General features: G+C 53.7%; 13 protein-coding genes and 3 tRNA genes. 14 read left to right on the top strand and 2 right to left on the bottom strand.

Features of this window, described 5'->3' with window-relative positions; all coding sequences use genetic code 11:
- Nucleotides 1–325: 325 nt before the first annotated feature.
- The 14 genes from HMPREF2625_RS00915 to HMPREF2625_RS00980 all read left to right on the top strand — a co-directional run bounded on the left by HMPREF2625_RS00915 (nt 326) and on the right by HMPREF2625_RS00980 (nt 16,533).
- Nucleotides 326–661: a DUF2218 domain-containing protein gene (locus HMPREF2625_RS00915; protein WP_246826568.1), complete on the top strand. Its 336-nt coding sequence runs from the start codon at nt 326–328 to the stop codon at nt 659–661.
- A 385-nt stretch (nt 662–1,046) separates the two neighbouring features.
- A complete protein-coding gene (locus HMPREF2625_RS00920; RefSeq protein WP_070520640.1) occupies nt 1,047–2,450 on the top strand; it encodes an FAD-dependent oxidoreductase in 1,404 nt (467 codons plus the stop codon).
- A 411-nt stretch (nt 2,451–2,861) separates the two neighbouring features.
- A tRNA-Glu gene (locus tag HMPREF2625_RS00925) sits at nt 2,862–2,934 on the top strand.
- 67 nt (nt 2,935–3,001) lie between these two features.
- A tRNA-Asp gene (locus HMPREF2625_RS00930) sits at nt 3,002–3,075 on the top strand.
- A 73-nt stretch (nt 3,076–3,148) separates the two neighbouring features.
- Nucleotides 3,149–3,221, top strand: a tRNA-Phe gene (locus HMPREF2625_RS00935).
- 337 nt (nt 3,222–3,558) lie between these two features.
- Nucleotides 3,559–4,464 carry an ABC transporter ATP-binding protein gene (locus HMPREF2625_RS00940; protein ID WP_070520643.1) on the top strand — a complete coding sequence of 302 codons (906 nt, stop codon included), beginning with the start codon at nt 3,559–3,561 and terminating at the stop codon, nt 4,462–4,464.
- A 1-nt stretch (nt 4,465) separates the two neighbouring features.
- Nucleotides 4,466–5,158: an ABC transporter permease gene (locus HMPREF2625_RS00945; RefSeq protein ID WP_013398405.1), complete on the top strand. Its 693-nt coding sequence runs from the start codon at nt 4,466–4,468 to the stop codon at nt 5,156–5,158.
- Complete coding sequence (locus tag HMPREF2625_RS00950) at nt 5,155–5,913, top strand: ABC transporter permease (RefSeq protein ID WP_070520645.1); 759 nt, start codon at nt 5,155–5,157, stop codon at nt 5,911–5,913. The genes HMPREF2625_RS00945 and HMPREF2625_RS00950 overlap by 4 nt, the downstream gene beginning before the upstream one ends.
- Nucleotides 5,910–6,917, top strand: a complete 1,008-nt coding sequence (locus HMPREF2625_RS00955) for an ABC transporter substrate-binding protein (RefSeq protein ID WP_070520646.1) — start codon at nt 5,910–5,912, stop codon at nt 6,915–6,917. The genes HMPREF2625_RS00950 and HMPREF2625_RS00955 overlap by 4 nt, the downstream gene beginning before the upstream one ends.
- Nucleotides 6,918–7,386: 469 nt before the next feature.
- Nucleotides 7,387–13,704 carry a DUF6531 domain-containing protein gene (locus tag HMPREF2625_RS00960; RefSeq protein ID WP_070520649.1) on the top strand — a complete coding sequence of 2,106 codons (6,318 nt, stop codon included), beginning with the start codon at nt 7,387–7,389 and terminating at the stop codon, nt 13,702–13,704.
- Between the two features lie 22 nt (nt 13,705–13,726).
- Entirely contained in the window at nt 13,727–14,425 is a 699-nt protein-coding gene (locus tag HMPREF2625_RS00965; protein ID WP_141745399.1) for a hypothetical protein, read from the top strand.
- A 33-nt stretch (nt 14,426–14,458) separates the two neighbouring features.
- Nucleotides 14,459–15,124 (top strand): hypothetical protein, encoded by a 666-nt coding sequence (locus HMPREF2625_RS00970; RefSeq protein ID WP_070520654.1) that lies wholly within the window; start codon nt 14,459–14,461, stop codon nt 15,122–15,124.
- Between the two features lie 20 nt (nt 15,125–15,144).
- Complete coding sequence (locus tag HMPREF2625_RS00975; RefSeq protein ID WP_141745400.1) at nt 15,145–15,816, top strand: hypothetical protein; 672 nt, start codon at nt 15,145–15,147, stop codon at nt 15,814–15,816.
- Between the two features lie 72 nt (nt 15,817–15,888).
- Nucleotides 15,889–16,533, top strand: coding sequence for a hypothetical protein (locus HMPREF2625_RS00980; protein ID WP_070520659.1), 645 nt, complete (start codon nt 15,889–15,891; stop codon nt 16,531–16,533).
- Between the two features lie 121 nt (nt 16,534–16,654).
- On the opposite strand, the gene HMPREF2625_RS00985 is transcribed toward HMPREF2625_RS00980, so the two are convergent.
- Both HMPREF2625_RS00985 and HMPREF2625_RS00990 read right to left on the bottom strand, forming a co-directional pair.
- The gene (locus HMPREF2625_RS00985; RefSeq protein WP_070520662.1) at nt 16,655–17,137 is read right to left on the bottom strand and encodes a hypothetical protein; all 483 of its coding nucleotides are present in this window, start codon (nt 17,135–17,137) and stop codon (nt 16,655–16,657) included.
- A gap of 151 nt (nt 17,138–17,288) precedes the next feature.
- Nucleotides 17,289–19,151, bottom strand: coding sequence for an alpha,alpha-phosphotrehalase (locus tag HMPREF2625_RS00990; protein ID WP_070520664.1), 1,863 nt, complete (start codon nt 19,149–19,151; stop codon nt 17,289–17,291).
- Between the last annotated feature and the right edge of the window lie 177 nt (nt 19,152–19,328).

Genomic DNA, 19,328 nt, shown 5'->3' on the forward strand with positions numbered 1-19,328 from the left:
CATTCGTGAAAATCCGTAGATACTCTCGTAGGGCGCGCAACCGCCGGTTGGGGATGCGCATAAGAAAAGCGCCAGCCGTGGGGCGTGACGCTCTTGTTACTACAACATTCTAGGGGGAATAACCCGTAAAAGGCTACTTCTTTGCGTCTGCGCATGATGGTCGCTTTTAGGCGGTAAGTTTTCCGTGAGGGCACCACCCGCGCTGTAGGCGAAACCCCATCGGCACACGCTCGCAACACTGCTAAGATAAGGTTTACCTAAGGATGATATGTGCCGCCTGGGAATTGGCGCTGGGTGCGCATCCTGAAGCATGAAGAAGGTCGTTATGAGTGAGTATCCAGCCGCAGAATCTCTGCCCGTTCGTCAGCGTTCCACAGTCAGTACCGACCGCCCGGCGCGCTATATTAAACAGCTTGGCTCACATATGGGCCGCAAAATTAGCACCGAGGAAATTCCTGGCGGATTGCGCTTACTCTTTAATCGCGACGGCATCTTTCGCGGGTATGGCGACCTGGTGGCCGATGATGCGAACCATGCGCTCATCATGGAGGTTCGTGCCGAAGACGACGAGAAAGCACAGAACCTTGCAGGCGTGCTGGAGCGTCACCTTGTGCGTTTTGGCGAGCGCGAAGAATTAGTTGTGGAATTCCACGCGGTCTAACCCCTATTCATTCCGCGAGCAGGTAGGATTTCGCCGAAAAGGTAGGATTTTCCTACCTGTTCGTACCAAAAACCACCTGTTCGCGGGGTAATAAGAGCGGGCAATGCGGGAAGACGGAATGAGAAAAACCCACCGAGACTGCATTGGTGGGTTTTATTGTGCTCTCGTAACGCATATGACGAATTTTATGCTCGCACACATATTCCGAAGTCATGACAGGAATATTAATGATGAGACCTCAAAAGCTTGGGATAAAAACATGAAAAATGTGTCTTTTGAGTGGTTCAGCTCATGTTTCCTGCGTTTGTTCAGGCATGACCGCTAAAATAAGCAAGGATGTTAAGGCTAAGCTCGCCCTATGGGTGAACTTTGAAAGGAAAAATACGTGTCTGAAGCTGCACGCCCGTTGCGCGTTGCCGTTATCGGTGCGGGTCCTGCGGGTATCTACGCCGCCGATCTGCTCACCAAATCTGAGGAAGTACGCTCTGGAGCCGTTGAGGTTTCTATCGACATTTTTGACCGTTACCCCGCTCCCTTCGGGCTGATTCGCTACGGTGTGGCGCCCGATCACCCGCGTATCAAGGGCATTATTACCGCCCTGCACAAGGTGCTTGACCGCGGTGATATTCGGTTCTTCGGCAATGTCGAATATGGTAAAGATTTGAACCTTGCCGACCTGCGCGAGCATTATGATGCCATTATCTTTGCGACCGGTGCTATTTACGATGCGCCCCTGCCTATTAAGGGCATCGACCTGGACGGTTCCTATGGTGCCGCCGACTTCGTCTCGTGGTATGACGGTCACCCCGATTACCCGCGCATCTGGCCGCTGAACGCGAAGGAAATCGCGGTGCTTGGTAACGGCAACGTGGCGTTGGATATTGCGCGTGTGCTCTCTAAGCATGCTGATGATCTGCTCGTCACCGAAATTCCCGAGAATGTGTACGAAGGGCTGAAATCTTCGCCCGTGACCGATGTGCACGTCTTTGGCCGCCGCGGCCCCGCGCAGATCAAGTTCACCCCCTTGGAGCTGCGCGAGCTTTCACACTCCCGCGATGTCGATATTGTGCTCTACGAAGAGGACTTCGAGTTCGACGAGGCTTCGGATGAGGCTATTCAGACGAATAACCAGGTTAAGACCATGATGAAGACCCTCACTACCTGGCTTACCGACCAGGAGGAGGGCGAGCAGACCGCATCGCGCCGCCTGCATCTGCATTTCCTGCAGTCCCCGCATGAGATTCTGGGTGAGGACGGCAAGGTTGTGGGCATCCGTATGGAACGCAATAGGCTTGACGGTAAGGGCGGTATCGAGGGCACCGGCGAGTTCGTGGACTACCCCGTGCAGGCCGTGTACCGCGCGATCGGCTACTTCGGATCTGAGCTACCCGAGGTTGGCTATGACGCTGATAAGGGCGTGATTACTAACGTTGAGGGCCGTGTGGTCGATGAAAACGACGAGCACGTGCCCGGTCTGTACGCTACCGGGTGGATTAAGCGCGGACCGGTGGGCCTAATCGGCTCCACGAAGGGCGATGCGCTTGAAACCATCACCCACCTGTTGGAGGACCGCGAGAACCTGTACACCGCTCCCGAACCGGATGCTGATACATTCAGCGATTACCTGGACGCTAAGGGGATTCGCTACACCACCTGGGAAGGCTGGCACCGTCTGGACGATCACGAAAAGGCGCTCGGTGCGGTATCACAGGATGCGAAGGGCGAGCCGCGTGAGCGTGTGAAGGTTGTTGACCGTGATGAGATGATTCGTATCTCGCGCGGCGAGTAATAGCTGTACGCAGCGATTTTCTGCGGTATATGAGCCGCGATGAAGAATCCCCGCCGGGTCTTCGGCACAGCCCGAAACCGGCGGGGATTTCTTGTATCAAAATCATGGTGTGCGCGTGCGCGCGGCATATTCTACGCCTTTTTGCTGAACCTGTGTAGGGGATGCGCAGCGTTTACCCGGTCATTTCGTGCTGTTTGCGGGGGTCATTCAGAAAAATTTTGAGAAATTTCTGGTGACTATAAAATACGTTCTGACTAGTAACTATGTAGGTGAGCAGGGTATCTTAGAAGGGGGAGTGTGGCGGGTATGAAGAAGTTTTTGAAGAATCCGGCTTGCACGGCTTAAAAATCTGTCATAGACTAGTTGAGGTTCGAACGACGGGACGAAAAAGAACCCGTTCGCATCGACTAGGCCCCCATCGTCTAGCGGCCTAGGACGCCGCCCTTTCACGGCGGTAGCACGGGTTCAAATCCCGTTGGGGGTACTTGCAAATCCTCAGATTTGCAAAGCCATGTTGAAGAAGCAGATTATACCCCTGCCGAATCCAACAAGGCCCCGTAGCGCAGTTGGTTAGCGCGCCGCCCTGTCACGGCGGAGGTCGCGGGTTCAAGTCCCGTCGGGGTCGCTCTGGCCGCGTGATTCAGGTGAAGAAATTCATCACGAAGACGCGGTCGTTGCGTATCTGCTTCGATGCGCAAGGCTCTGTAGCTCAGTTGGTAGAGCGTGCGACTGAAAATCGTAAGGTCACCGGATCGACGCCGGTCGGAGCCACAATCCGCCCTCCAGGCTTCTACAGTGGGGGCGGATTTTTTCTTTAACCGCGCCCTGCTCTCAAGCCTGCGTATTCTATGTCTTGTGCATTTATTTTGTGTGCCCGCATCCTTTTTCTGCTAAAAGAGCCTTAATTTCAAGAAAGAGTATTTTTCGCCGCTTTCTTGAGATCAAGGCTCTTTTTGCGCCAGGGGAGAGGAGCGTAGTAGCTGGCAAAGTGGTAAACACGCCGGTTCGTTTCAATTTCTTGGAATTTCCGTTAGGGTGGAGACGTTGTGCTATTTGGACAACACCTAATACACACGGCGGCAAAACCGGCGCATACGGAAGAGATCGAATGCCAGCATCCACTCCCCAAGACACCATACTGTCGAACTCCGCGCAGGCAACACGCATCGCGGGAATCGAATTCTCCCAAGTCACCAAACGCTACGGCGCTAACACCGTGGTCGATAACCTGACTTTGAGCATCCCCGCCGGTGAAACCACCGTTTTCGTCGGTTCCTCAGGATGCGGTAAAACCACCACCCTGCGCATGATCAACCGCATGGTTGAGCCACAGGAAGGCACGATCACCATCGGCGGGCAAAATATTGCAGACCAAGACCCATACAAGCTGCGCCGATCCATCGGGTACGTCATGCAAAGCGGCGGGCTGCTGCCGCATCGTACCGTGCTTGAGAACGTTATGACCGTGCCCCTGTTGAACGGCACCTCCAAATCGCAGGCGAAAGAACGCGCTCTTGACCTTCTGGGCACCGTGGGTTTGGATGCGTCCTTAGCGCAGCGCTACCCGGCTCAGCTTTCCGGCGGGCAGGCACAGCGCGTGGGAGTCGCGCGGGCGCTCGCGGCGGATGCCTCTATTTTGCTCATGGACGAGCCATTTTCTGCGGTCGATCCGATCGTGCGCACCGAACTGCAGGAAGAACTTTTGCGCCTGCAGGGCGAGCTGCATAAGACCATTGTTTTCGTAACCCACGATATTGATGAGGCTCTATTCCTCGGCGATAATATTGCGGTCTTCGCCCCCGGCGGCAAGCTCGCCCAATATGGCGCCCCCGAAGAGATCTTGACGAATCCCGCTAATGATTTTGTGGAATCTTTCGTTAGCCAGTCCGTGGGTGCCTTGCTGCCTGCCGATGTGATGCGCCAGGTGCGGTATATTCGCCGCGAACGCTACCGCCGCACACGCGAAGCCGCAGTATCGGGCGAGGGCGCCGCATCAACCTCTGGGTGGGGATAGTATGGACCTGTTGTTGGCAGATTCGATGCACTGGGACTGGTTGGGAAATAACATCCAGCGCGTCCTTGATTTGACCCTCAATCACCTGTACCAGGGCATTATTCCGGTACTTGTGGGAACCGCTCTGTCGATTCCGGTGGCGCGGTATGCGAGCCGCCGCCGCGCGCGGGAAGACGGCGCGAAAACCTACCGGAGTGGTGCGCACGCCCTGGTGCACGGCTTCGGGCTGCTCTATACAATCCCATCGATCGCGTTCTTCGTACTCATGCCGCTGATTCTGGGGACCAGCATTATTTCGCCGGTGAACGTGCTTGTGGCGCTTACGATCTACACGATGGCGCTGATGGTGCGTTCCGGGGTAGATGCTTTTAATGCGGTTCCCGAGCATGTGGTGGAGTCATCGCGCGCCCTGGGATACACCCCGGCTCGTGCGTTTTTCACGGTGGAATTACCACTCGCTTTGCCCGTGCTTTTTGCCGGTATCCGCGTGGCGACGGTGGCAAATATTGCGATGGTATCCGTGGGTGCGGTTATTGGTGTTTCTTCGCTCGGCACGCTTTTTACCGACGGACTGGCGCGTAGTATACCCGCCGAACTTATCACGGGCGTGGTGCTCAGCGCCGTCCTCGCCTACCTCGCCGATGCGCTTCTTGCCCTCACGGCACGGCGCCTGACCGCCTGGAGGACCGCATGAATGTTATAGAACGTACCTTCGTTTTTCTGGGTGATGGCACCAACTGGCAAGGGCCTCAGGGCATTCTTGCGCGCACCGTCGAGCATCTGGGCATCACCATGTTTGCGGTTGCGATTGCCCTGGTGATTGCCGTGCCTTTGGGGCTGTGGGCTGGGCACACACGCCGCGGCGGGCACGCTCTGCTGGGGTTTACCGCCGCTTTGCGCGCTCTGCCCGCCCTGGGTTTGCTGACCCTGCTTGCTCTCTGGTTTGGTGTTAACGCGATTCCACCGCTCGTTGTGCTCGTGATTATCGCGGTGGCGCCCCTGCTGGCGCATACCCTCGAAGCCGTGACCGGGATTGACCCGGATGTGGTGGATGCGGCACGCGCCCAAGGCATGACCGAAGGGCAGATTCTTCGCCGGGTTGAGATTCCTCTGGGTCTTCCGGTGTTTATGGGTGGTCTGCGCAGCGCGGTGCTGCAGGTGATCGCGACCGCAACTATTGCCGCCTACATTAATGGGAATAACCTGGGCCGGTACCTTTTTGATGGGCTCGCGGTGCGGGACTATCCGCGTATGCTCGTGGCAACCCTGCTGGTAGCGATACTCGCCTTCGTGGTGGATGCGATCATGGCCCTAGCGCAGCGAGCCGTGACCCCCGTGCCCTTGCGGGGTGGAGGCGGGCGCGGCGGCGCATCCAAACATCATGGGCAACCGAAACACGAGAGCGCACTGGATGCAGCAAACTCGCACACGGAAGGGGCGCACGCATGAGCCTGGTGCATCGCCGAAACACGAACGATCGTTCTTTTCTATCCGAAAAGAGCGCGAAAAACCAAGGAACAGCGGGGGTTGGAAAGGCATACGGCGTTACCAGGAGGCGGGCATTGGGTGTCGTTGGTGCCCTTGGGACGTTAGGAGCGTTGAGCGCCTGCGGGCTGAGTGGCGAAAACGTTTTCGGCGGTGAGCACGACGGTATTATTGTGGGGTCAGCAGCGTTCGCAGAGTCGCAGATTCTCGCCGAAATATACTCCCAAGCGCTAAATAAAAACGGGTTTAAATCGAGCACCCAGCTGGGGATTGGCGCGCGTGAAGCCTACCTGGGGGCGCTCACCTCCGGGGCTATCGATGTGGTTCCCGAATACTCGGGCAACCTGCTGTTGTATCTTGACGAGAATTCCACAGCGCAGACTAAACAAGAGATTCTGCAGGCGCTCGGTGGGGTGCTGGATAAAAACCTCAAGGCACTGGATGCCTCGCAGGCGGAAAATAAAGATACCTTAGTCGTCACCCAGCAGACCGCCCAAAAATACAATCTGCACACCCTGGATGATATGGCGAAGGTCTGTACCGAACTGAAGATTGGTGCCGCTCCCGAATTTGCCGAACGCGCCTACGGAATTCCGGGGCTCAAAGATAAATACGGGTGCGTTCCGGCGGAATTCGTCTCGCTTGCGGATGGGGGAGGGGCACTCACCGTCAAGGCCCTGCAGGATAACACCGTGCAGGTTGTAGATTTGTACTCGACCACCCCGGCAATTACGCAGAACAATTTTGTGATGCTCGAAGACCCGAAAAACATGATTCCGGCGCAGCAGGTACTCCCCATTATCAACACCAAACGGGTTCCCGAAGATGCGCAGGCGGTGCTGAACCGCATCAGTGCGGTGCTGACGACCGACGATTTACGCTCGCTCAATGACGAGGTATCCGGCGATAAGAAACTGGACCCATCCACGGCAGCGGCAAACTGGCTCAAAGATAAGGGGATGTTGTAGCCTTTCTTCCTTTCTGCGCTGGGTGCTGGATACCGCTAGGTTCTGGTGCTCAGAGAATATCCGGTTGGGGCATTCATTCCTTGAAGTGCAAAGAGCTTTGATCGTGAATAAAGCGTTGGCAATCCCGCTTTATTCACGATCAAAGCTCTTTGTGTAGGCGGTGTACTAGAGGGCACCACAACTGTATACGCACGATGAAACACGTTCAAGAATGCCCCCAAATATCCTTGACCTTCAACGTTAAAGTAGATAGCCTTGAGTGAAACTTCCGTAGTCCATGAAATGTGAATGCGTTCAAGGAATTAGAGCGCGAATACACCAGTGATCGTTGCTTATACGGAAGATGTCATGCCTGATCAAGCCTCAGTTAAAGAGGCGCGGCGCATTATGCCCATCTGCTTCGGCGCGGGCAGAGTGCGCTCGTGAGCATCACACCATCTGAAACTACACACTTCCGGGGGAGTTCCTGATGTCTGAGAAATATGAAGCTTCAAAAGAAGACGTGCACTTCGATAACGGCAGAGCAGACCAGCTGATGCGTCAGCTGCGTGAAGCCTCCGAATATTTGCACACCACGGACTCCACCCAGCGTTCAGGCGCTCGCGATCAGGCGATGACCGAATTTGCCGGACCGTACGCGGACCTTTTCGCGCACAACACGGAAACTGCTCTTCGCGATGGAAAACGGCTGGGCGATGCGCTCTCCGATGCCGCCAATGAGCTTCAGAAATATAAAGAGCTTGCCCGTCTAGAGCAAGAGAACCGGCAGAAAGTCCGTGACTGGGAGAAACGTAATCCGATTGAGCAATTTACTGATTGGTTACAGAGTAAGCAGTCCCCCGATATCAACAGGACTGGACCCAGTTTACGCACACCGCCCCCAGCGACCGAGAACTCTTCTCAAGGAGGAGAAGGCAAGGGCGGCTCTTTCCTGGAAACCGTCTCTGACATGGTGATGGATACGCTGGATCCGGCCAGGAAAAATATTAAGGTGGGCGGTCCGGGCGTCTCATTGACCTCCGCCATCCCCGATAATCTTGATGTTTACTTCAATCAAGCGCGCGCCCTGAGCGAGGACTTGGGGAAGAAACTTGAAAGCATCCAAAAGGAATACCAGGGGTTTATGGAAAATACCTCCTGGGGTCAGTTCGATATTATGGGTCTGCTCAAAGCAACGGGTGACTGGGCTGGCAAAAATATGGAGGATGCATCCTTCGTACACGTGATCGCTGAGGCTTTCCGTCAGGCAGGTGCCTCCGGCAATATGGTGGCGACCTACGATAGCTCTATGGTGGAACAGCTTCTAGCGAGTGCCGGTGTGAAGGCACAAGAACGAGGTGAACTCGATATTCCCGCTGCAACTGTTGCGGGCGCAACGCTCTCTTCAGGATATGTAAACGACCCCGTGAACGCTGCTACTGGTAACTTTATTGAGGAAGAGCTCGACCTTTCCTTCCCCGGTACTGGTTCGGGTACTTTGCGCCTGGAACGGATGTACAACAGCTTGGCGGTTACGCATCCTGATGAAATACCTTCGGGCGTTTTTGGTCCCGGGTGGGCATCCACATTAGACCAGCACATGGAATTTACCGCTCAGGAAGCCCGCTGGCATACCCACGATGGTCGTATCCTCTTCTTCGCCCGCGAAGGTGAGGGGTATGCGCGATGCACCCACGAGCCCTGGTGGCTGGAAAAGGTGACGATTGGGGCGGATCAGTACGAGCGTTTTGCACAACTTCGTGATGAGGCATATTCCCAGGCGAAGACTGGTACCGCTGGTTCCTCGGCGCCGTTCTACTGGGTGGTATCTAACGCTAAACACCATCGGATTTTCTTCACTCCTGCCGGAGATTGGGCGGGTACCGTTGAAGGGCATACGGCAAATACGGTAATTGCTTGTCGAGATGATCAGAACCGGATTGCGGAACTTGTGCATCCGGTTACTGAACGCGGTCTTTACGTGCTCTACGACGAAGGCTCGAATGATTCGACCGCACCCCAACGTCCTGTAGCTGCTTACACCTACAACACTCGCGGCGACCACGCTGGCGAAGAGCTTGCCGTGGTGGAGTATACCTACGAAGGCGAACACTTGGTATCGGCGACCACGAACGCCGGAACCCGCGCATACTCGCATACAGACGAAGGACTAATCCGCGAAGTTACCAACGTTAACGGTCACGTTGAGGTGACAAACACCTACGATGATTCCGGACGGGTGATCCATCAGCTTACCGAATATGGGCGTGAGGTCTCATACACCTACGCTCAGGGGCTGATGACTATTGTCGCTGACGCTGAAACGGGCGAGAACCCCAATATCTGGCGCAGTGATGAAAAGGGGCGCTTAGTCGCACTGTCTGCGGCGGACGGCAGCAAACAAACCATGAGGTATGATTCCTGGGGCAACCGCATTAGTGTGACGGGGCGTGATGGCTCTTTGACCACACGGCGTTTTGACTCGCGCAGCCGCATAACCCGAGAACGCACCCCCGAAGGCGCGGATTACACGTATGTTTGGGATGACTATGACCGTCTGACAAGTATTTCAGTGCGGGATGCACGCGACCGGCGCAACTTGGGTGAACCGACCACGATAACCTATGAGTACGATGATACGGCGAATCCGAACCCTAATGTGGTGACGGATGGTACCGGCGCAACCACGCGTTTTGACTGGAACGAACGTGGTAACCTCATCGCACAGATCGATCCCAGCGGTGTACGTACCGATTTCACGTATGACTCCCACGGGGATCTTGTGGCTATCACCAATGGTGCGGGTGATACTACTCGCCTTGTACGTGATGAGTTCGGGCGCGTTATCAAAATTATTGATGGTCTTGGGTACGAAAATACACTGACCTACAGCAGCTCGGGCGTAGTAACCGCTATCCAGAACCCAGAAGGTGCCCGGTGGAAGTTTATCTATCCGACCTCTGCTGAAAGTAACACTCCAGCGCTCGTACGGAAGGCGCAGCAACGCGATGGTGCAGAACATACCCGCGGTTTCCTTCCCTCAGCGGTTATCGACCCCGAGGGGAATACAACCCGCTTTACCTATAACCAAGGCGGCGACATCGTATCTGTGACCGATCCTTTGGGGCGTGTAACTCGGGCGGATTACGATACCTGGGGCAACCTTGCGCGCTACGTAAACGCTTCGGGCGGCACCTGGGAGTACACCTGGGATGGGTTATCGCAGCTGAGCAGTATCACGGACCCCACGGGCGCTACTACTCGATACACCTATGACCTTGCGGGTGAAATTTCCAGTGTCACAGACCCGACCGGTGTGAAAGCAAAACGTTTCGTGCAGCGTAAAGGCGGTCTTGAACGTACTATTGCTGCTTCTGGTTCTTCGTTCAAACGGCTTGATGTACTCGGGCGCGTAACCACCGAGGGAACACAGACCAGCCGCGGCCAAGAACATGTGGAAGACCTGGTGACCTATGATGCCGCTGGTCGTCCCGTAGAAATTTTGGATGCCTCCGGTGGCTTGACACGCATCGAACGCGATAAGGCTGGGCGCCCACTGCGTGTAGTATCTGCCGCAGGTCGTGTTGAGACTTACGAATATGATTCCGCTGGACGTACAACAACGCATGCCGTTGGACTAGATACTCCCAAACGCATTCCTGACGCCGAAGGGGTACTGCGCGAGGCAGAACCCACACGCTGGGCGGTCACCCGGTTTGAATATGACGCCGCATCTCAGCTTGTACGGCGTATCAACCCCGATGGCACCGAAGAAAAAACCGTCTATGATTCGTGCGGTCGTGTTATTCGTGTAGTTTCAGGTGCGCGAGTTGCCGCCTATGAGTATGACCGATGCGGTCGTATCACCTCAGTCCAAGATACAACCTACGGTCGCCGCACCTTCGCGTACGATGCCGCCGGACAGATAGTTCGTGTAACGGATGGGCTGGGGTATCGCACCCACTTCTCATACACCGAAAACGGACAGGTGGCGCAAGTTATGGACGCTACCGGTCAGGTTACCGCCTACGAGTATGATGCTATGGGCCGGGTAACCCGCGTGACGCGAGGCACCGGCACCTCCCACGAGATCGTGGAAGAGTACGCCTACGATGCCGCTGGCCGTCCAACCCGTTACTTCAACGGTCTTCAAGATTATGCATACGCCTATAACTACAAGCGTGGCGGTAACCTCAAGAGCGCCAGCTGCAACGGTGTGCTGCTCGCCGAATACGGGCGTGAACGCGGGGATCGTGAACTATGGGTGCGCGATTATGTAACCGCGCAGGAACTCGTTCCTCAAGCGCCCGAAGGTTCCTACCTTGAGCATCGGTATGTGTATGATGCCCGAGGACTCCTCATCGAGCGATCACGTACGGGCGTTATTGGTGCAGAAACAACCGAGAACTTCCACAATTCTGCGGATACTGATGCGAAAGCCCAGAGCCTGAGCACTTTCGTTTCGACCGGCGCTTATACGCTTACGTTCGAATATGATGCAGACGGCTACCGCACCATGATGGTTACCCCGTACGGCACCGAACAGACCGTTTATGACGGTGCCGGTCATGCTGTACGTCGTGAAGCATCGTCCTCTCATAACGACGAGATGACGGTTGCGGAGTATTCCTACGATGTGATGGGTCGCCTAGTGCGTGCTCAGCTGGGTGATACCCTTTCCACCTGGGAGTTTGACAGCGATTCTGGTTTGGTGTCTTCTTACACCCGCACCGCGCCTCATCACAGCGGGAAAGACGCGGAACATGCCCCTCATACGGAACGGACTGAAATTATCCGTGACCGTGAAGGCCGGATTATCGGGCTCGATACCGAAAACTCCCTGGTTATGTATTCCTATGATGCCGCTGGGCAGCTGACGGGCGCTCGCCAGGGTGAACGGGAATTTGAATGGACTTTCGACGCTGGGCTTATGGTTCGTGAACGTCTGTACCGCCGCCCCACTGAGCCTGAAACGCGGGGGAACAAACAGCAAAGCTCTGAGCGCGTTTTGCTGGGTGAACGTACGTTTAGGTATAACGAGCTCAATCAACTGGTTGAGATTATCGCTCGCGAGAATGTGGGTGCTGATAATCCTCTGGAAACGGTTACAACTTACGGTTACGATGCCGCTGGGCGCCGTTCCCAAGAGACGGTAACAACAAGCCAGGGCGCCCGCCGAACACGTGAGTACGCGTGGGGCGTGTGGGATTCGCTTGCTGCCGTTACGGATAACGCCGTGGCAGGGCACTCGACGGAAGCATACTCTCGTGTGCGCTTGGTTACGGATGCCGTGGGCGAGCTTGCTCAGGTGACGGGGCTTGACGGTCGATCCGTGCCTTTGCTCTGGGACCCAACCGCACCAATTCCTCAGGTTTTAGGTGCCGGTTCTGTTCCTGCACCCGGTCATGACGGTGGATTCTCGCAGGTGAGTGTTCCGGGCGGGTTTAACCCGTGGGGCGTGGGAACTCCCTCACAGCAGGAATCTTGGGGACAGGCTCCTTCCGTGGTGGAGTCTCTTCTTCCTCAAGGCTTCGCCTTTTCGGGTGCCGGTAGCGTACATGTTGCCGGTCTGGACGTCATGGGTGTGCGTACCTTTGATGCTGTATCGAAGCATTTCCTCTCGCTCGACCCGCTTGAATCGGTCCCAGGTACCGGTTGGTTTGCAGACTCGTATTCCTTTGTGGGCAATAACCCCGTGGGTCTCATGGATCCCTGGGGCATGCGGCCCGTGTCGATTGAGGAATACGATAAGTATTTGGAGCATGCGGGGGAGAGGTTCTGGGCGAAAGCCGCCTTTAACTTCGTAGCTATAGTGGCTACTGTAGCTGCAGTAGCCTTTACAGGTCCGGTGGCGGTAATTGCGTTGGGCGCGATCGCGGGTGCAGCTTCCGCTGCAGCATCGGCAGTAGATAAGGTCGGTTCCGACGGGGGCATCGATTGGGGCGACGTTGGGAAAGATGCTCTTATTGGAGGTATCGTAGGCGGAGCAACCGGTGCCGCAACAAAGATTCTTTCGGTAGGGCGTGGAGGTTTCCTCTGGGAAAAAGGCCAGGCTGCACAGCGAATTAAAGCTAATAACTTTTTGAAAAATAGGGCTCCGGGTCGCTGGGCGGATAAAACTATTAATAAGTTAGAGACGAAGCACCCTGATGTTCTTGATCCCAATTATATTAAGAGCCATACTACCTTTTTGGGTAAAGAAGGAGGCGAAATCGTCGGCGACATGGCATCGGGAGCTATTGAAGGAGCCTACGACTACAGTAAGAATGCCGGGGACGACTGGAGTGTGCGTGGCATGATGCTGAGTGCTGCAACCGGAGGCACGATGAAAGGACTCGGATCTGGCATCAAGACAATCCCTAAAATGAAGCTTGATAGCACCGATTACACAAAGTTCCCCATAGTCCGTAATGCAAAAGAGGGGAGCAAGTTGCAGCGCTGGGGTTCCGCTACCCTTAAGAATACGGCATCCGAAGGGCTAAATCGTATGGTCGATATTCCTCAGTCTGCAGCTACAGCTCCTTTACAGAATGAAATTCTGCGTAAGGATAGGGATGAATATATGGCAAAGCATCCAGGGGAAAATCCTGATGCTCGTAATCGTGCTCAGGTTAAGGACAAAAATGCTTGGGAGATTGCGAGTGATACAGCGGTGGATGAGTTGAAGAAGCAGTGGGATCCCAAAACCGTTGCCAAGTTTAATGCAAATATTAAAAAAGACTCTAAGCCTTCAAACACTTCTCAAGCCTCTAATACATCTGATACGACAGGAAGTCATGGTGTAATTCCAGAGAGTGCAGCAGATTAGAGATAGTAAGGAGTATTCCTACGTGGATAACGCATTTTTGGGTCCCCTACTTTCTGCTTTCGGGCGGAGTTTTCTGTCGAAGCGTAATCGAGGGAAGTCTACAGGTAAAAAGAATATACATCGGATGGGATTTTTGCTCGTTGCCGCTTGGGGATTTTTCATTGCGAGTATTGTGGCGTTGATAATATTTATTGTCGATTTCTCTAGGGGGTGGCTTAATTCTGGTGGAATTATAGCTTTTATTGCAGCAGAATTGGTCATTATTTTTAGTTGTCTATTGTTTTATGTGTGGTATCGGAATGCGTATGTGGAGATAACGCGTACGTATGTGTTGCGGCGTACTTTTCTCCGGTTTGTTGAAAAGATTGAATATCGTCGTATTCGCAAATATGGGTATCACGAGAGGTACGATCATAATAATAATTTTGAGGATGGTTTATATTTGGGTGGTCCCCTAGTAGAGGGGCATAAGTATTCTGCTGAGTCTGTTGAACTTCATAGTAATTGGGCTAATTTTGGGTATGTTTTGGGGCAGTTGGCGTTTCGTATTTTGAATGAGCGGTGGGCTGAGCCTGAGTCTGACGAGGATCAGAACTTGATTCAGGAGTATGTGTCATCCGGTCGGGCGCGTGAGATTTGTTTGGAGCAAAGCGGTTTTGTTTTCCTTGAGAATGATAATAGCCCTTATAAAGATTCGTCTGAGGAAGACTCATCTAATTAATGGATAGGCTCTTCATGGTTCAGGCGGGCTGTTATGGATAACGCATTTCTAGGTCCTATAATCTCTGCACTAGGCAGAAGTCTTCTGTCGAAGCGTAACCAGAATAAAACTAGTAAATCTAATGTTCATCGCATAGGGCTGCTGATAATTGCAGCTTATGGGTCATGGATTGTAGGTATTGGTGCGCTTATCCTATTTATTGGTAACACGGTGAATAGCGGCGGAAATTCATTAGAAACATTTATAGCCTTTGGGGTAGCAGAATTCTTGTTTATATTTTTCGGTTTCATGTTTTATGCATGGTATCGGAATTCGTATGTGGAGATAACGCGTACATATGTGTTGCGGTGTGATTTATTAAGGCGTGTTCAGAAGGTTTATTTTAAAGATGTGAATATGTTTCGCGCATATGGTAATCGTGAGGAAGCTGGAATAGTTTTATTTAGCGACAGCTCGGCAGGTACAGGGTCGGTACTTGTAACGAGTGTGCAAGCTAGTTTGCTGTATATTCAGGCCCAGATGGTGTTTCGTATGGAGCAGGAGCGTTGGGCTGAGGCTGACTCGGATGACGATCAGAATATACTGAGGGATTATATGCGTTCGGGCCAGGCGTGGGGGATGGTTATGTCTTCTGGCGGGGCTAATTTCTCTGAAAACGATAAGAAATCTTCTGAGAGTTCGTCTGATGAGCGCAACTAATTCACCTTTGGCGGTTTACTGTGGATAACGCATTTTTTGGTCCCCTACTTTCTGCTTTTGGGCGGAGTTTTCATTCGAAACGTAATCGAGGGAAGTCTACAGGTAAAAAGAATATCCATCGGATGGGTTTTCTCCTTTTGGCTGCATACGGATTTTGGGCTGTTTCTCTTGCGGCATTAGTGCTATATCTGTATTTTTATTTCCGCTTCAACCGTTTTGACGGTATATGTCAGGGAATTTTAATGTCATGTCCGGTAGCAGGTCTGTTGTTTTATGTGTGGTATCGGAATGCTTATGTGAAGATTACGCGTACGTATGTGTTGCGGCGTACTTTTCTTCGGTTTGTTGAAAAGGTTGAATATCGTCGTATTCGTGATTTTGGGTACTATGAGCGGACGGATCGTGACAATAATTTTGAGGATGGATTGTATATTGATGGTCCCTATAATGATGAAGGATATTTTGGTGAAGGGGTAGAACTTCATAGTAACTGGGTGAATATGTCGTATGTGCTGGGGCAGTTGGCGTTTCGTATTGTGAATGAGCGGTGGGCTGAGCCTGAGTCTGATGAGGATCAGAACTTGATTCATGAGTATGTGTTATCCGGTCGGGCGCGTGAGATTTGTTTGGAGCAAAGCGGTTTTGTTTTCCCAGAGAACGACAATAGTCCATACCGGGAAAGTAAGGAGTAAATTTATAGACATACCAGATTATCTTACTGTCAATCCTTGCAATAAAAATGAATGAATAAAGGAATGTACGTCATGGAAGATTTTCAGCCTTCTAGAATGTCAAACGGTCTTAAAGCATATCTGTCGAAGAGTAGTCAGAAGAATGACCCAAGTAATTTTAAAGAACAGCGCATAAAACCTCTCGGTATAGCACAGATTCTGCTGAGTCTGCTGGGGATGTGCATTATGCTTTTTGCGTCCTCATATAGTTCTACGAACATATATATTTCTTTTGCCATTATGTTTGTTATTGCAATAATAGTTATTGGCATAACTTTAATTAATCTTAATACATACGTAATGATAACCCGAAGCTTTGTTGAAACTTGTACCTTCAAAGGGCATAAAAATAAGATTGAATATAAGAACATTACGGGATACAACGTCTATGATGATGGTTATGAAACCGGAATTGTCCTGCAGGGGAGCGGCAAAATAGTCAATAATGGGCGAGATATAAGCTCTGTGCAGGCATCAAGCGTGTGCGCCAACCTGGCCTATCTCCAAGCCCAGCTAACCTTCCGCATCTTGAATAACCGTTGGGCTAAGGACTACTCTGAAGAGGATCAGAAACTACTTTTCGACTACATTGACTCGGGCCGGGCGCAAGAAGTGTGCATGTCCCGCGGCGGAACCGTCTTTTCCAATGCGCAGGACGACCCTGCGCCTACGCACTAATTTTTCCGGGCGCATAAAAAGAGCCTTGACGATGAATAAAGAGTTGGAAATCCCGCTTTATTCATCATCAAGGCTCTTTTGACGGTTTGACGGTCGGAGAAACTGGAGAGGGGAGAGAACTCTAAACGGCCGGGAGTTCCGTGAGGGAAAGACCTACCCGCAGGTCACCGAGTGCATCCGTCAGGTATTCGATGCCAGCCTCTAGGGAATCCAGCACATCCTCGCCCGCGCTAGAGACCACCACCGACGTCACGATGCGCCAGCCCGCCTTACCGTTCGATGGCACGCTGAACCTGCCTAACCCAACAGCCTGTGCTCCCTCATGGATCCCGGCGAGCGCCACCTTGTCCCGCCCGGATGCGGGCACCACGCCCACCGTAAACCCGCCCGCATAGTAGGGGCGCGCAAACCCCAGAACCGGGTCAATCGCGTGCCCATCGGCGGAATCGTCATGAGTGAGGGAGCCCAAGAAGGTGCGTACTGCATCCAAAATCTGCTGTTGGGATGCGCCGCCCGGCACCTGCGCCACATCAATCCGCACGCTCAGAAGCGAGTCAAGGTCGGCACGTTGGAAGGTTTCGGAGGGCATGTAATCAAAACTCATGCTCCCACTTTAACTGCGTTTTAAACCGCGAGCAGGTCATTTTTTGCCGAAAAGGTAGGATTTTCCTACCTGCTCGGACCAAAAAACTACCTGCTCGCGCATGTAACCATACCTGTAAATGCCCATGTAACCGAGCAATTAATCTGGCGAGCTAAGAAGAAACGATGGGCTCTTCCACGATCAAAGCCAACGATTCGTAGGGGCGCAGTGTAACCTCAACCTCGCGGGGATCGGAGCCGGAAACACCGCTAACCTGACTGAGCGGATTCTTGTAATTACACAAAAGCACCCGTGCAGACTGCACTTCCGCTGGAACTCGTGAGCCTTCACTGCCAGCGACTGCGTCCAGAACCTCGCCCGGCATGAACTCGGCAGGAACACGCACCGCCGTCTCGTCCCCAAAGAAATTATTGAGCACCAACAGCCGCGTGCGCGTGCCCTTGACGATATGTTCACGCAGGTACCCGAAGACCCGCTCATGGTCGAGCGCATAGGGCGCATAACTGCCTTCAGAAATCACCGGGTACTGCCCGCGCAGGCGAATCAGCTCGCGATAGTACGGCAAAATAACGCCGTCACGTTCCTCATCCGCCACCGAAATACCCGCGCCGGTTGCCGCATCCACGCTGGGCGCGGGCGCCAGCCAGGGGGCGGCGGTACCAAAACCAACCGCGCCGCGTTCCCCACCAGAACCAGACTCCCATTGCATGGGAACACGCGAATTATCCCGTGCCTTGGCGCGCACAACCTCAAGCGCCTCGACCTCCGAGAGTCCCCGCGCACGCAGGGTCTTAAAAGCGTTATGGGCCTCAACGTCCACGTAGTCGTCAATCGAAGAATACACCGGATCAATCATGCCGATCTCTTCGCCCTGATAAATATAGGGAGTGCCGCGTAGCAGGTGAATCACGGTCGCCAGCATGGTCGCAGATTCCGCCCGATACCGCTGAACGTCACCAAAACGGTTGAGTGCGCGCGGCTGATCATGATTATTCCAAAACAGCGCATTCCACCCGCCGCCCGCCTGCATGCCCAGCGCCCAATCGTTGAGCAGTCCCTTCAGCTCAGCAAAGCGGAACGGCACCTTCGACCACTTCTCGCCGTCCTCATAATCCACCTTCAGATGGTGAAAACTAAACACCATATCGAGCTCGCGGTTCTCAGGGTTGGAGTAGCCCACGCAGTTCTCAATGCTCGTCGAAGACATTTCACCCACGGTCACGGTATCCCCATACCGCCCGAACGATGCGCGGTTCAGCTCCCGCAGACGCGTATGCACGATGGGCGTGTCGGTATACAGGGTCTTATCGACAACCCCGGCGGGCGCATCCTCAAGTTCTTCGGATTTGCCGATCACGTTAATGACGTCGAAGCGGAACCCGCGAACACCCTTGTCATACCAGAAATTGACGACCTTATAGAGTTCCTCACGCACGGCGGGGTTGTACCAGTTCAGATCAGCCTGTGTGACGTCGTAAAGGTGCAGATAGTACAGCGGCACCCCCGATTCGTCCCGATAAACCTCACCCGCCGTATCGGTGAAAGGCTCCCAGGCCGAACCGCCGAATTTCGACTCCCAGTTCGTGGGCGGAACCACCGTGCCGTCAGACTGAACCCGCCCCGGACGAAGATAGAAATAATCCCAGTACTCGCGATCGCCCGCCTGCGCTCGCTTAAACCACTCGTGCTCGGTCGAAACATGGTTGAGCACCATATCGAACATGACCCCGATGCCGTGCTCCCCGAAAGCGGCGATCATCTCCTCGACGTCCTCCATCGTGCCCAACTCAGGGTTAATGGCGTAGTAGTCGGAAATGTCGTAGCCGTTATCGTGCTGGGGCGAGGCGAAGAACGGGTTGAACCACACCATGCCCACCCCCAGCGATGCCACATAGGGCACCTTCTCGATAATGCCGCGAATATCGCCGGTTGGCCGACCGTGCGCGGAATAGAATGACTTCGGGTAGATCTGGTAGATCACGGTGCTGCGGAACTGTGCGGGGGAGTGAGACATAGAAGATACATCCAATGGAGAAGATAAAGGGGGCTGCCGTACGAGTCTTCGTGCGCTTGCGTAGCGTTTGTTCGCTAGCTGGCGCAAATCACGCGGCGGGAGTTCTTACCCCACCAGCATAGGGGGCATAATAGACTCATTCCACGCTGCACGGGGATATATTCTCAAGGGGGCAAA

It is taken from the genome of Rothia sp. HMSC064D08 (assembly GCF_001809525.1).
GTDB lineage: Bacteria > Actinomycetota > Actinomycetes > Actinomycetales > Micrococcaceae > Rothia > Rothia dentocariosa.

Excerpts from the sequence above, each read along its gene's own strand:
- HMPREF2625_RS00955 (WP_070520646.1), top strand. The coding sequence starts at position 5,910 with ATGAGCCTGGTGCATCGCCGAAACACGAACGATCGTTCTTTTCTATCC.
- HMPREF2625_RS00915 (WP_246826568.1), top strand. The coding sequence starts at position 326 with ATGAGTGAGTATCCAGCCGCAGAATCTCTGCCCGTTCGTCAGCGTTCC.
- HMPREF2625_RS00990 (WP_070520664.1), bottom strand. The coding sequence starts at position 19,151 with ATGTCTCACTCCCCCGCACAGTTCCGCAGCACCGTGATCTACCAGATC.
- HMPREF2625_RS00940 (WP_070520643.1), top strand. The coding sequence starts at position 3,559 with ATGCCAGCATCCACTCCCCAAGACACCATACTGTCGAACTCCGCGCAG.
- HMPREF2625_RS00945 (WP_013398405.1), top strand. The coding sequence starts at position 4,466 with ATGGACCTGTTGTTGGCAGATTCGATGCACTGGGACTGGTTGGGAAAT.
- HMPREF2625_RS00950 (WP_070520645.1), top strand. The coding sequence starts at position 5,155 with ATGAATGTTATAGAACGTACCTTCGTTTTTCTGGGTGATGGCACCAAC.
- HMPREF2625_RS00985 (WP_070520662.1), bottom strand. The coding sequence starts at position 17,137 with ATGAGTTTTGATTACATGCCCTCCGAAACCTTCCAACGTGCCGACCTT.
- HMPREF2625_RS00960 (WP_070520649.1), top strand. The coding sequence starts at position 7,387 with ATGTCTGAGAAATATGAAGCTTCAAAAGAAGACGTGCACTTCGATAAC.
- HMPREF2625_RS00980 (WP_070520659.1), top strand. The coding sequence starts at position 15,889 with ATGGAAGATTTTCAGCCTTCTAGAATGTCAAACGGTCTTAAAGCATAT.
- HMPREF2625_RS00970 (WP_070520654.1), top strand. The coding sequence starts at position 14,459 with ATGGATAACGCATTTCTAGGTCCTATAATCTCTGCACTAGGCAGAAGT.